This is a genomic window from Armatimonadota bacterium, assembly GCA_035527535.1.
Taxonomy (GTDB): domain Bacteria; phylum Armatimonadota; class Hebobacteria.
Map to the genome: position 1 here is coordinate 1 of DATLAK010000138.1, position 13,729 is coordinate 13,729.

Consider the following 13,729-nt stretch of genomic DNA (forward strand, 5'->3'; position numbering starts at 1 on the left):
CCCCTGGATTTCTTCGAGGCGCGCGAAGTTGGCCGCCAGGACGCCGGCGACATGCCCGCCGACATGGCGCATCCCCAGGGCGTACAGCAGGCGGTCGAGCGGGCGCCGCTTGCTGCCCGCGATGGCGGCGATGACGTTGGCCGCCGACTTGTCCGCCATGCGCTCGAGGCCGACCAACTGCTCGTCGGTCACGAAGTAGAGGTCCGCCGGGTCGCGAACGAGGCCGCCCTCGACCAACTGTTCCACCAGCGCCGGCCCCAGGCCCTCGAGGTCCATGCCGCCGCGCGAGGCGAAGTGCAGGATGCGTTCCTTGACCTGCGCGGGACAGGCGATGCCGGTGCAGCGGGTCACCGCTTCGCCTGGCAGGCGCTCGGCCTCGGCGCCGCATACCGGGCAGCGCGCCGGCATGTGGAACGCTTGCTCCTTGCCGGTGCGCTTGGCGGTGACGACCGATACCACCTCGGGGATGACCTCCCCCGCCTTGTGGATGATGACGGTGTCGCCGATGCGGACGTCCTTGCGCCGCACCTCGTCCTCGTTGTGCAGGGTGGCCCGACTGACCGTTGACCCGCTGATGGTAACCGGATCCATCATCGCCACCGGCGTCATCGCCCCCGTGCGCCCGACGGAGACGATGATGTCGCGCACGACCGTTGTCGCCTGCTCGGGCGCATACTTGTAGGCAATCGCCCAGCGCGGGCTGCGCGCGACGTGGCCCAGGCGCTCCTGCAGCGCGATGGAGTTGACCTTGGCGACGACGCCGTCAATGTCATAGGGCAAGTCGTGGCGGTTGTCGCTCCACGCGTCACAGAACGCGATGACCTGCTCGATGTCTTTGCACACCTCGGCCTCCGGGCTGGCCCGGAATCCGCAGGCGCGCAGAAACTGCAGTCCCTCGGAATGGGTGTCAAGTCGCTTGCTCCCGGCCCCCAGGCCGTAGGCGATCAGGTCGAGCTTGCGGCTGGCGGTGATGCGGCTGTCGAGCTGGCGCACGGAGCCGGCGGCGGCGTTGCGGGGATTGGCGAACGCCGGCTCCCGCGCCGCCTCGCGCTCGCGGTTGATGCGCTCAAACTCCTCGCGCGAGAGATAGACCTCGCCGCGAACCTCCAGTAGCGCCGGCGGAGATGCTTGGTCGAGCAGCCGCAGCGGTATGGTCCTGACGGTGCGCAAGGTCTGGGTGATATCCTCGCCGCGCACGCCGTCGCCCCGGGTCGCGCCGACGCCCAGCACGCCGTTCTCGTAGGTGAGGCTGACCGCCAGTCCGTCCACCTTGAGCTCCGCAACATACTCGATCGCAGCCGTCTCCGGCAGCTCCAGCATGCGCTTGACGCGGCCATCGAAGGCGGTCAGCTCGTCGGCGCTGAAGGCGTTGCCGAGGCTGAGCATGGGGGTGGGATGCTCGACCGCACCGAATTCCTCGGCGGGCTGGGCGCCGACGCGCTGGGTCGGCGAGTCGGGCGTGATCAGCTCCGGGTGCGCGGTCTCCAGCTCCTCCAACTCGCGCAACCGGCGGTCGTACTCGGCGTCGGAGATCTCCGGCTGATCGAGGACGTAGTAGCGGTAGCTGTGATAGGTCAGCTCGCGGCGCAGCTCGGCCGCGCGCGCGGCGGGGTCCTGTTCTTTGCGCTTGCCCGGCACGGTTCAGGCCTCCGGCTACACATAGTTCGTCGGCCGGGGCCGGAATCCTACGTAGCCGTGGGGCTCAGGTTGGGGGCCGAGGCCTCGACAAGTGGCTAAGTCCGACCCTTCGGACCGCCATGGCGGCCCGAAGGGCCTAGCCATCGGGACTCCGAAAGGGCCACGCTCCATGCCACGCGGTCGGGGCACTCCCCGATGGAGCATGGGCGCTTCCGAGTCCCGATCCATCGGGGCCCTCGCCCGTGTTCAGGGATTGGCGGCTGAGTGTAGCCGCCGTCCAATAGGAGACGCGGCCGAGGCGGCCACGCTCCACTGGTCCTGGTCGCCGCGCTCCCGTCCCAAACCGAGCCGGGGTGCCCTCGCCGAATAGGTGTGACTGTTCTTGGTGGGGATCGTTGCGCATTCCCCGCGTAGGGGTCGGTCTCCTGACCGACCCGGAAACCCAAAATGCGGGCCGGGACAGAGCCCGGCCCCTACATCGCGGAGCGCATCCCCACTTGTTGGAGTCACACCCCCGCCAAAGTCGGTATTGACAGAGGTCGAGTCTATGCTGTAAACTACTTTGCACTATGACGATACCGGGACGCGGAGGGGCGATGTGACAGAGGGAAAGCGGATGGACCGCAGTGAGCGCATTCGTCATGCCGCCACACAATATGTCTTCAATCGCTGGCGGCCTCAACTCCTGCGAGGCCGCAGGAACATTCTGATCTTGGGCGTCGTGGCCTTCAACCTGATCGGGATCGCGGTCAGCCACTTGAACCGGCCCGACGCCGAGACCTGGCAGTCAGCCCTGGAAGTGGCCGTGGCCGCCTGCTGGCTGGGATGGCTGTGGATGACTATCAGACAGGTGGGCGAGGGTCGGTATGGATCCGCCGACGCGCAGGGCCTGCGGACGGAAGACGCGGGCGCGGGGTCGGATGCGCTCACATCTCGCCGTAAGTGGTGGTTCTGGCCGTCGGTATTCCTCGTTACGTCGGCGCTCATAGTTGGCGTGATGTGGCTGATGGCGCAGCCATCTGAACACTTTCAATCATTGGCGGACTCGATGCTCTTCGCCCTCGCGCTTGCCATCTTCGTGGGTGCCGCGTGGATATTACGGATGTGGCTGCGAGGTGATTGGCACCGGTTCGCCCGAGCGCAGCGCCTGAGAGTGCAGCAGGAGGCCGGCGTGGTGGTCGAAGAGCCCACGTTACCTAAGCCAAGATGGTGGTACGCGCCGTTCGAATTGCTTGTCGTCCCGCTGGGTATCATCACCTCGATGCTGTTCCTGTTCCGATCACCTGCGCGCCTGCAACCATTGGTGCTTGCCGCCGGGTTTGTATTGATTCCTCTCGTCGCCCGCTACGCGAGGAATGAGCGCGTAGGATTCCATTTTGCCACATGGCTCCTCCCGGCGCGCGCGTTGTACTGCTGCTACGCAGTGGCGGTGGCGGCGGGCCTGCCGCAGCCGTTCATGCACGCGGCCGGGCCGTGGCAAGCATCCACATGGGTCATGCGACTATACGCTCCTTTGCTGCTGTTCGCGGTAGTACAGATCGTGGCATGCGAGTTGTACAGCCGGCGGCAGTTCCGGCGCTTGCAGAGCCTGCTGATGGAGCAACCGGTGGAGAGTGGACGCGATGCCCCAGATTGACCGCCTGGTGCATGAACCGGTGCGCTTGCGCGTGCTGACCCTGTTGTCGGCGCTGAAGGAAGCGGAGTTCTCCTTCGTCCTGCGGGCGCTGGCGCTGACCAACGGCAACCTGTCGGTGCACATGCGGAAGTTGGAGGATGTGGGCTACGTCTCGATGACTAAGAGCTTCGTCGGCCGCATTCCCAAGACGATGTTCCGCATCACGAAGCAGGGCAGGCAGGCGTTGGACGACTACTGGAGGGCGCTGGACGACATACGCGCGGGGGATGCGTGAGGATTGGCGGCCGAATGTGGCCGATCTCCAAAGCCGCGGCCCCTTGGACTCCGCTCGGGCAGGCGAATGTGGCGGCCCACCATCCATCTATTCCCACACTCCGCGCGGGCGCAGAACCAGCTTGACCGGGTAGTTGCTGCCCGCCTGGGGCATGATGCGCACCCGCAGCTCGCGCCGCGCGCCGGCGGGCACCGGGAACTCGTACAGGCGCTGTGTTTCACCGTAGCGCAGCAGGCCGGTCTCGTAGATGCGGCCCGCGATCATCACCACCCCGCGCGCCAGTCCCCCACCCGGCATCAGCCCCAGCTCCACCTGCGCCGTGCTGACGGTCGGGTTCTCGACCTCGAACGTCACGTCGTAGAACACGCCGTAGTCGCCGTCGAGGATCTCCAGCCCGGTCGAGCTGATCGCCTGCCGGCTGCCGATGGTGGCGAATGCCCATTGCTGCCCGACGCGATAGGTCGCCGTGATGCGCTTGTGGGGCTCGCTGAACACCCAGCGCGAAACCCGCTCGGGCGGCGCGTCTATGGGCGCCACCAGGTCCGCGCTCGGCGGCCGCAGGCGGACGCGCAACCGCAGCTCGCCCTCATCGAGCACGCGTACCTCGGCCAGGCCGCTGACCACCTGCCCCGGCTTGATCGGGGTCGCGCTCACGGTGTAGGCTGCCCCCTCGGGCAGGGTCACGACGTAGCCCACGTCATCATGCTGGCGCGCCAGGAAGTCGCGCGCCGCCCGATGCCCGACGAAGATCTCGTCGTTGCTGGGGCCGCCGCTGGCCTCCACGATCTGCACCCGCAAGGGGCGCTCGGTCGTATTGACCAGCTCCACCGCCAGCTCGGCGCCGGCGCTGGTGGCGTTGACGTGGTGATAGAGCAGCCGCGCCGGGTGCCCGGCGGGCACCCGGCCCTCGTACCACAGCCCGGGTGACGGCAGGCGCTCCGGGCGATTGCTCACCATCAGCACGCTCGCCTCCGCCGACGGTAGGTCCTGATTGACCACTCGCACCCGCGGCGTCGCTCGCAGCGGCAGATACCCGGCCCCGCTCAGCGTCACCGCCACGGTCACGCTCGCGCTCTCGCCGGGCGCGAGGGATGGTCGGTCGGCGCTGACGTCGCTGATGTTCGCCCAGGCTCCCGGCTCGGGGATGATGGACTGGTAGATCGCCGCCGATGCCGCCCTTTTCATGACCCACTGCGGCGCCAGCCGCCCGGTCACCACCGCCTGCGCGGTCGGGGCGACGCGGCCCGCGTATTTCATCACCTGCACGCGCAGGATCAACTGCGCCGCCCCGGCATCGAGCACCACCGAGACCTCACCGGGGGCCAGCCCCAACAACGACACCGCTCGCGCCGCCGGGTCATAATCGGCCTGCGCAGTCCGCCCGTCCGCGATCACCCGCAGTTGCTGCCATACGCCGCGCACCGCCACCGCGCGCCGCTCCCCTACCGGCACCACCTGCTCGGCCGCCGCCGCCGACAGGTACGGCCCGGCCAACACCGCCCGCACGCGCTGTGCCCATTGCTCGGCCAGCGCCTGCCGGCTCGACTCCATGGCCGCCGCGACGGCGGAGTCAACCAGCACCAGGCGCTGTTCACCCACGATGACGGCGTAGCCGCCTCTGGTCTGCTCGGCATAGACGGCGCCTGCGCCCAGGCCCTGCATGGCGGCCGCCTGGAGGGTTTCCGCGGCTGCCTTGGCCGCGTTCACCGATGCCCAACCCCCGCCGCGCATGGTCATCAACCGGGCGCCGTTGAGGTTTACGGCGGCGGCGGGCGACGGCCCCGGCAGCATCTCCCAACTGAAGCTGAGGGTGCTGATGCCGGAGGCGGGCTGGCCGGCCGCGCCTGCGGCCGCCAGCAGTGCCAGCGCCATCGCCGCGGATACTCGCCTGAACACACTTCTCACGCGCAACTCCAATCCCAGTGCACTGCGGCCACCCATGTGGCCGTAGTTCTCTTCTTCGCCGTCGGCGCGCGGTTTCTTTTGACGGCCTCATACTTTTCTGTTAGACTCAGGCTGTAGGTCGCAGCGACGGCTTCTCCTTATTGCCCGTGGTACGAGCAACCCCCCAGTCGAAGATCTTGTCGGCCTTGAATGACCGGCAGCGCGAGGCGGTGGAGCACGGCGAGGGGCCGCTGCTTATCTTCGCCGGCGCCGGCAGCGGGAAGACGCGCGTCCTCACCCACCGCCTGGCCCACCTCATCCGCTGCCGTGACGTGCGGCCCGATCGCATCCTCGCCGTCACCTTCACCAACAAGGCCGCGGGGGAGATGCGCGAGCGCATTGCGCGCCTCATCGGGCGCGTCGGTCGGGAGATGTGGGTCGGCACCTTCCACAGCGTCTGCGGGCGCATCCTGCGCGACCACATAGACCAACTCGACCGCAGCGCCAATTTCGTCATTTTCGATGAAGCCGATCAGGCGACGCTGATGAAGGAGGTGCTCAAGGCGCTCGCGATCAACGTCGAGATCATGCCGCCGGGGCGCGTGCTCAACGCCATCAGCCGCGGCAAGAACGAGCTCATCGGCGCCCGCGAGTACGAGCGCACCGCCACCTCCGTTTACCAGCGCACCGTCGCCCGCGCCTACACCCTTTACCAGCAGCGGCTGGCGGAGAACAACGCCCTCGATTTCGACGACCTCATCATGTTCACGGTACGCCTGTTCGAGCGACACCCCGAGGTGCTCGCGGACTATCAGGGCAAGTTTCAGCATGTGCTGGTGGACGAATACCAGGACATCAACTACGCCCAGTTCCGCCTGGTGAGCATGCTCGCCGCGAGGCACCGCAATCTCACCGTGGTCGGGGATGACGACCAGTCCATCTACCGCTGGCGCGGCGCCGACATGCGGATCATCCTCGAGTTCGAGCGCGACTACCCCGACGCCAAGGTGGTCAAGCTGGAGCAGAACTACCGCTCGACCCAGAACATCCTCGATGGCGCCTACCACGTCATCTCGCGCAACCAGGCGCGCAAGGAGAAGCGCCTGTGGACGAGCAAGTCCGCCGGCCACACCATCGCCGTCCACCAGGCGGCCGACGAGCACCAGGAGGCCGTCTTCGTCGCCAACACCATCCAGGAGCTGGTGGACGCCGAGCGCCGCCGTTACGCCGACTTCGCCATCCTCTACCGCATCAACGCCCTGTCGCGCGTGCTGGAGCAGGTCTTCACCAGCGTCGGCATTCCCTACCGCATCATCGGCGGCCTGCGCTTCTACGAGCGCAAGGAGATCAAGGATCTCCTGTCCTACCTGCGCGTCGTGGTCAACCCGTTCGACGCCATCAGCCTGCGGCGCATCATCAACCTGCCGCCGCGGGGGATTGGCGATGTCACGCTCCGCCAGCTTGAGGACGTCGCCCGCGAGCGCGGTGTGAGCCTGCTGCAGGTGGCGCTCGACGCCCACGACCTCGACCTGCCGAAGCGCTCCGCGCAGTCGGTCACCGCCTTCGCGCGGTTGATGGTGGAGCTGATGGGTCGCGCCGCCTCCGCGTCGCTGACCGACCTCGCCGCCGAGATCATCAAGCGCACGGGCTACGTGGAGTGGTTGAAGGAGGAGGGCACGATCAAGGCCCGCGCGCGGGTCGAGAACGTCGAGGAGCTGCTCAACGCGACCCGCGAGTACGAGGCGCAGGATGAGCACGCCGGCGCCGCCGGGTTCCTGGAGCAGGTGGCGCTGCTCACCCAGCAGGACGAACTGCAGGGCGAGCTGGACGCGGTGCCCATGATGACCCTGCACACCGCCAAGGGCCTGGAGTTCCCGGTGGTGTTCATGGTGGGCATGGAGCAGGGCCTGTTTCCGCTGTCGCGCGCCCTCGCCAGCGATGATGCCAACGAGCTGGAGGAGGAGCGCCGCCTGTGCTACGTGGGCATGACGCGCGCGCAGGAGCGGTTGTATCTGACGCTGGCGAATTACCGCTTCATGCACGGCGCGGGGCGGGCGACGGCGCCCTCGCAGTTCCTCAACGACCTGCCGGAGCACCTGGTCGCCCGCGGCCTCCCGTCGCGCCCGCGGGCGGTCACCTGGGCGCAGGCGGACGGCGCCGCCGCCCAAGCGGCGCGCCGCATCGTCGCCGCGCATGCCGGCGCGGACGCGCCCTTCAAACCGGGCGACCGCGTGCGCCATGGGGAGTTCGGCGAGGGCATGGTCGTCAGCCTCGACCCCAAGGGCGACGGCCACCGGGTGACGGTAGCCTTCCCCAAGCGCGGGGTCAAGAAGCTCGACCTGCGTTATGCGCCGCTGCAGAAGCTGGGGTGAACCATGCGCCTGGGTGTGGTGACGGTCGCCGCCGGGGCGATGCTGCTGTCCGCGGCCGCGCTAGCGGCGGCGCGGTCCCCCGCACCCGTGTCATCCGACCGGCCCACTGACACCACGAAACACTTCCTCATCTACGCCCAGGCGGGCGCCACGCCGCGACAGGCGCAGCAGGTCGGCAAGCTCGCCGAGCGCGCGTTCGAGCGGGTGACCGCGAACCTGGGGCACGCGCCGGCTCAACCCGTCGTCATCCTCGCTTATGGTCGGCCCGCGGGCTTCGTCGGCGAGGGCGCGCCGCCGCACGCCATCGGCACCGTCACCACCCCCAGCAACCTGGTGCGCATAGACCTGTGGCGGTCGCAGGACGACCTCTATCAGGTGGTCGCGCACGAGTTCGCGCACGTAGTGGTGGCGCGGGCGCTGCGCAGCCGCCTGGAGCGATGCCCACTATGGTTCAACGAGGGGGTGGCGACGTGGGTGTCGCAGCGCTGGACGCCTGACGATGAGGCCGAGGTGCGGGACCTGGTGCAAGCCGGGCGAGCGCTCACTCCCCCTGGGCTCGATGCCGCCTTCGGCGGCAGCGGCGGCGACAGCGACCTGCGCGCCGCGTACCTGCAAAGCGCGGCGATGGTCGAATACCTGACGCGGGCCGCGGGCACCGAGACCATCGCGCGGCTGCTCGATGCGATGCGGCGGTCGCGCGATTTCGACGCGGCGCTGCGGCAGACCGTGGGGCTGACCGAGGGGCAGCTCTACCGGCGGTGGCTGGCCGCCAACCGCGGCCGGCAGCAGTCGCCGCGGTGGGGCCGGATCAGCCCCGAGCTTGCGTTGTTCAGCGCCGCAGCGGTGCTCTGCATCGTCGCCGGCTTGCGCATGTGGCGGCGGCGCCGCGGGGACCGCCGCGACGACGACGCGGAGCGCCTCACCCCCGAGGAAATCGAGCGGGCGCGCGAGATCGAGGGCTACCGACGCCGCCGCCTGGGGGATGACCGACGCGCGACCATACCCCGGCGGCGCGACGGGTGGCTTACCTCCGGGGCCGTGGGTGTTCTCCTCGACGGTGATGGCGATGGCCACGCAGCAAGGCCGGTGTCTAATTCTCCCACTCGCGGGACATGATGCCGGTGGAGCGCTTCAGCGGCAGCCGCACCGGCTTGCCCTTGCGGGCGGAATGATAGGCGGCCTCGGCCAGCTCCACCGCCTTGCGGCCGTCAATGCCCGGGATGGTCACGGGCTGGTCATCCAGCACCGCCTCCACCCACTCGCGCAGCTCGCGCCTCAGCCCATTTTCGACCTCGATCTCGCTTTCCGGGATGGCGACCGGCTCCTGGCCGAACGCCGCATGCCACACCGTACCGGGCTGGCCCGGCCCGCGCTGGTAGAACACGGTCCCGCCGCGGCACAACACCTTGCAGGTCACTTCGGTCATGGCGGAGGCGGCGCTGGAATGCAGGTGCCCCATGGCGCCGCCCGTGAACTCCACCACCATGAAGATCTGGTCCGGGCTGCGCATGCGCTCGTCCAGATAGCGGTGGGCGCGGGCGCAGACGCTGACCGCGTCGCCGCAGAACTGGCGCATGAGGTCGAGCTCGTGGGTGTTGATCTCCATCAGCAGCCCGCCGGACTTGCGGTGGCTGTTGCGCCAATCGTCCGCCGGTTTGCCATAACCGCCGCCGACGCGGGTGATGCTGACCGCGATCGGTTCGCCGTACTTGCCCGAGCGCACGAGCTCGATCGCCGTGGCCTGCAGCGGCAGGTAGCGCAGCACCTGCCCCACCTGTAGCTTCACCCCCGCGCGCTCGACCGCGGCGATCATCGCGTCGCAGTCGGAGACGTTGGTCGCTATCGGCTTCTCGCAGAAGATGTCCTTGCCCGCGCGGGCGGCGCGTTCGACCGCCCTGCGGTGCGCCAACGGCGGGCTGGCGATGATAACGGCTGCGATGTCCTGGCGCCGCAGCAGCTTGCGCCCGTTGTCGCCGTACGCCTCGACCCCAAGCTGCCGGCCCAGCGCCTGGGCGGTCTCACGGTTGACGTCTGATACCGCCACCACCTCCGCGCGGTCCAGCTCCATGCAGGTGCGCGCCAACCCCGCCCCCATCGGCCCCGAACCGATCAGCCCGATTCTTAGCTTCTCCACGTTTGCCTCCCGGCCCGAATTGTCGGCCTATTCGACCGGCAGCAGGCGAGACCTCTTCGTGCCATCCGCCCCTGTGCCGATGCGCTTACGGACAAAGCAGGGGCGGCTTGGGGTGATGGCAGCGCGTCGCGCGGTTCGCAGACTGCGCGCGCGGCCCGCTAATCCCGACCTACCCAGCAGCGCCGGAACCACGACCACGCATCGGCAGCCGCGAGCGCGCGCTTGAGGCGCAGACAGGATTCGCACCGCCAGCAGTGCTCCCCGCCGCCGCGGTAGCAGCTCCACACCAGGTCGAGGGGCGCGCCGATCTCGCGGCCAAGGCGCACGATGGCGACCTTGTCCAGATGCTGCGTGTAGCTCAGCACCTGCGGATGGCGCAAGGTTGAGAGGCGCAGGCAGCGGTTGGCGGCACGGACGAACTGGGAGCTGTTATCCGGGAATGTCGCCGCCTCCTCGGCGTTGAAGCCGGCGACGATGAGGTCGCAGTCCAACGCCTCGGCGAAGCCGGCGGCGATGGCGATGAAGACGCCGTTGCGGTTGGGCACCCACACCGCGCGCGCCGTTTCCTGGGCCGCCGCGGAATCGAGGCCACCTTGGCGCGGCTGGGGAAGCGCATCTTCGTCAGCGGTGAGCGCGGACTTGCTGATCCGCTTCAGCCACGGCAGACGCACGACCAGGCTGCGCACCCGCAGGCGCTTGCACATCGCGTGCGCGGCCGCGATCTCTGGCGCCGCCGCCAGTTGGCCGTAATCGAAGGTGAGGGCGCGGACGACGTGGGTTTCGTCGTGCGCGCGCTGGAGGTTGACGGCGGAATCGAGGCCGGCGGACAGCAGGACTATGCTGCGCGGGCGCGCCATCGCCGCGTCACCGCTGGGACGGCTCGCCATAGCTGGCGGCCGATTTCGCGCTCTCATAGACGGTAGCCCGCACCGGCCACACCCGGCGGTCGCCCAGGGCCGGCAGCTCCGAGATTGCGCCCGCGACGTGGTGGAAGATGTGGCGCGCGATGTTCTCGCTGGTCGGGTTCTGCTGCGCGAACGGGGGGAGCTGGTTGAGGTGTTTGTGGTCGAGTTCATTGACGAAGGAATCGCAAATGTGCTTGATCTCGCGGAAATCCAGCAGCATGCCGCGGTGGTCTAGCTCCTCGCCCGCGAGCTGGATGACCACGCGATAGTTGTGGCCGTGCAGATCGGCGCACGGCCCGTCGTAGCGCTCCAGCGAGTGGGCGGCCGAGAACTCGGCCTCGACGGTGAGCTCGTAAATGGGGAGTGCTCCTGACAATGCTGGCGCAGGACGTGGTCGCGGGCGAGCCTGCCCGAGCGCCGGGGTTCCTCCGAGGTGATTGACCACTTCCTTGCGCACGCGGTCGAGGTCAACGCCCATCGAGCGCAGGACGCCCGCCGCCTGGCCCTCGCCCTCGCGGATGAGCCCGAGCAAGATGTGTTCGGTGTCTATGTAGCTGGGCAGGCCGAGGCGAGGGTTGAGCTCGTTTGCCTCCTCCAGGGCAAGCTCGAGCACGCGCTTCGCCTTGGGGCTCCAGTTGATCGGCGCCTCGGTGCTGATGCGATTGTCAATCGGCCCCAGTTGGCGATGGATCTCGCTGCGCACCCGCCCCAGGCTGATCCCCAGCCGCTCCAGGACGCGGGCGGCGATACCGTCGCCCTCCCGCAGCAGGCCTAGCAGCACGTGCTCGGTGCCGACAGTGCTGGCGCCGAGCTTGCGCGCCTCATCCTGCGCATACTGCAGCACGCGGGTCGCGGGGTCGGTGAATCGCTGCCAGAGATCACCGTCGGACAAAGTCGCCACCTCCACGCCGCGGCCGGAACCGCGGCATGTCATTCTGGCGCCACGCGCCATGCTCGTCTAGAATGACCTTCATGCCCTACGGTCTCATCGCTCTCCGCGGGCGGCCAGCGGCAGCGCCTGCGGCTGGCGGCGGGCGCGGGTCACCAGCTTGCCCAGCGTCGTGCGCTCCAGCACGCCCGCCATCTCCTGCCGCGCCTCGGACCACATCTCTTGCACCACGCAGTTGTCATGACCAGGGCAGCGATCGGGTGCATGGAGGCAGCGAAAGATCGCCAGCGGGCCCTGCAGCGCTTCTACGATCGCGCGCACGGTAATGGCTGCCGCATCGCCCGCAAGCTCGACCCCGCCGCCATGCCCGCGCGCGGTCACGACCAGCCCCGCCTTGCTCAGATCGCACATGATCTGGGGCATGAAGCCGGGCGGGATGCTCTGGCGGGTGGCGATCTCCTCAAACGTGCTGCGCCCGCCGTGCAGTCCCAGGTCGAGCATAGCGCGTACGCCGTATTCGACTTTGGCGGAAAGCTCCATCGCACCTTCCGGTCAGCTCCACCACTGCTTCTACCCGGTGCTTTCCCCCGGGGCGTCGCACGCCTCGGCGTGCGCGTGGTCGGCCACCAGCTCCTCGTGCGCCTCGACCTCCAGGCCCTTGCCGGCAGTCTTGCGCAGGTAGTCGTCAATCGCTTTACGCAAAGCCTCTTCGGCGAGCACCGAGCAGTGCATCTTCACCGGCGGCAGCCCGCCCAGCGCCTCGGCCACCGCCTTGTTGGTGACCGCCAGCGCATCCTCGATGGTCTTGCCCTTGACCAGATCGGTCGCCATGCTGCTGGTGGCGATGGCCGCGCCGCAGCCGAAGGTCTTAAACTTGGCATCGGTGATGCGCCCGTCCTCGACCTTGATGTACATGCGCATGATGTCCCCGCAGACGGGGTTGCCGACGTCGCCGATGCCGTCAGCGTCGGGGATCTCGCCCACATTGTGCGGATTGGCGAAGTGCTCCATCACCTTGGTGCTGTACTGCATGAAGACCTCCACGGCGCAAGCAGCGCGGAATCCGTCAGCGCCGGATTGAAGTTGAGCATCTTACTAAGCTTAGTGTACTACGCACCGCGCGGATGGTCAACCCCGCCCAGGTCGCCCCGATTGAACATGTGCGCCGCCTATCCCAGCTCCCCGAAATGGTACAGCACCAGGGCCGCCGCGATCAGCCCCGCGGTCTCGGATCGTAGGACGCGCGGGCCCAGCGATACCGGGTGCGCACCGGCGGCGGCTAGCCGCTCGACCTCGTCGGACGCGAATCCCCCCTCGGGGCCCACCAGCACCGACGGCGAGTGCGGCCGCTCCACGCGGCTCAACACCGCGCGGAGAGGGGCGGTGGCTCCATGGTGCGGGAGCAGGGCGAGGTCGCACGACGCGAGACGCTCGATGATCGCATCTACCGAGACGGGATCGCCCAACGGCACCAGGCGCGTTCTCCCCGACTGCTCCACCGCGTGGAGCGCGATCTTGCGCCACCGCGCGAGCTTCGCGCCTTCGTCGCGGGGGCGGGCGACGGTGCGGCGCGTGATGAGGGGCACGATCTCGGCGACGCCGATCTCGACGCCCTTCTGGATCACGCGCTCCATCGCGTCGCCGCGTGGGATGGACTGGAAAAGGGTAATCCCGATCGCCGGTTCGGGCACCGGCTCCACCCGGCGTTCCAGGCGCAGCGTCGTCCGCTCCGCGTCGGTGGCCTCGATCACCGCCTCATACTCATGGCCGCGGCCGTCGAACAGGTGCAAACGGTCGCCGCGCCCCAGCCGCAGCACGCGGGTGGCCCGGTGGTGCTGCTCTCCGGTGAGGACGACGATCTCGCCCCCGATAGTGTCAACCAGCAGCCGACGCATCGCCCGCGGGCCCCCATATCATTGTCAGCCACTCCCCCTCCCGCCGCCGCTCCCGCAGCGACAAGCCGGCGGCCCCGGCGGCCGCGCGCACCGCGTCGCCGT

General features: G+C 68.7%; 12 protein-coding genes. 4 read left to right on the forward strand and 8 right to left on the reverse strand.

The annotated features are described in order from the left end of the window. The coding region (gene ligA, locus VM221_09680) for an NAD-dependent DNA ligase LigA (protein HUT75084.1) at positions 1–1,638 on the reverse strand (1,638 nt) is incomplete at its 3' end. 712 nt (positions 1,639–2,350) lie between these two features. On the opposite strand from ligA, the gene VM221_09685 reads away from it, so the two are divergent. Then, positions 2,351–3,274, forward strand: coding sequence for a hypothetical protein (locus tag VM221_09685; protein HUT75085.1), 924 nt, complete (start codon positions 2,351–2,353; stop codon positions 3,272–3,274). Next, entirely contained in the window at positions 3,261–3,548 is a 288-nt protein-coding gene (locus tag VM221_09690) for a transcriptional regulator (protein HUT75086.1), read from the forward strand. Before VM221_09685 ends, VM221_09690 begins: the two co-directional genes overlap by 14 nt. Positions 3,549–3,635: 87 nt before the next feature. On the opposite strand, the gene VM221_09695 is transcribed toward VM221_09690, so the two are convergent. Then, entirely contained in the window at positions 3,636–5,453 is a 1,818-nt protein-coding gene (locus tag VM221_09695; GenBank protein HUT75087.1) for a hypothetical protein, read from the reverse strand. A 185-nt stretch (positions 5,454–5,638) separates the two neighbouring features. Between VM221_09695 and pcrA the strand changes: the two genes are divergently transcribed. Both pcrA and VM221_09705 read left to right on the forward strand, forming a co-directional pair. Continuing rightward, complete coding sequence (gene pcrA, locus VM221_09700; GenBank protein ID HUT75088.1) at positions 5,639–7,804, forward strand: DNA helicase PcrA; 2,166 nt, start codon at positions 5,639–5,641, stop codon at positions 7,802–7,804. A 3-nt stretch (positions 7,805–7,807) separates the two neighbouring features. After that, positions 7,808–8,920, forward strand: coding sequence for a hypothetical protein (locus tag VM221_09705; protein HUT75089.1), 1,113 nt, complete (start codon positions 7,808–7,810; stop codon positions 8,918–8,920). On the opposite strand, the gene VM221_09710 is transcribed toward VM221_09705, so the two are convergent. From VM221_09710 to VM221_09735, 6 genes are all read right to left on the reverse strand, one after another. Beyond that, complete coding sequence (locus VM221_09710; protein HUT75090.1) at positions 8,895–9,938, reverse strand: Gfo/Idh/MocA family oxidoreductase; 1,044 nt, start codon at positions 9,936–9,938, stop codon at positions 8,895–8,897. The two genes, VM221_09705 and VM221_09710, sit on opposite strands and share 26 nt — an antisense overlap. 158 nt (positions 9,939–10,096) lie before the next feature. Then, positions 10,097–10,795 carry a 7-cyano-7-deazaguanine synthase QueC gene (gene queC, locus VM221_09715; GenBank protein ID HUT75091.1) on the reverse strand — a complete coding sequence of 233 codons (699 nt, stop codon included), beginning with the start codon at positions 10,793–10,795 and terminating at the stop codon, positions 10,097–10,099. 7 nt (positions 10,796–10,802) lie between these two features. Next, complete coding sequence (gene queD / locus VM221_09720) at positions 10,803–11,735, reverse strand: 6-carboxytetrahydropterin synthase QueD (protein ID HUT75092.1); 933 nt, start codon at positions 11,733–11,735, stop codon at positions 10,803–10,805. Positions 11,736–11,828: 93 nt separating this feature from the next. After that, positions 11,829–12,272 (reverse strand): Rrf2 family transcriptional regulator, encoded by a 444-nt coding sequence (locus tag VM221_09725; GenBank protein ID HUT75093.1) that lies wholly within the window; start codon positions 12,270–12,272, stop codon positions 11,829–11,831. 30 nt (positions 12,273–12,302) lie between these two features. Further along, a complete protein-coding gene (gene nifU, locus VM221_09730) occupies positions 12,303–12,764 on the reverse strand; it encodes a Fe-S cluster assembly scaffold protein NifU (protein ID HUT75094.1) in 462 nt (153 codons plus the stop codon). Between the two features lie 137 nt (positions 12,765–12,901). Further along, the gene (locus VM221_09735) at positions 12,902–13,627 is read right to left on the reverse strand and encodes a 16S rRNA (uracil(1498)-N(3))-methyltransferase (protein ID HUT75095.1); all 726 of its coding nucleotides are present in this window, start codon (positions 13,625–13,627) and stop codon (positions 12,902–12,904) included. Positions 13,628–13,729 lie beyond the last annotated feature (102 nt).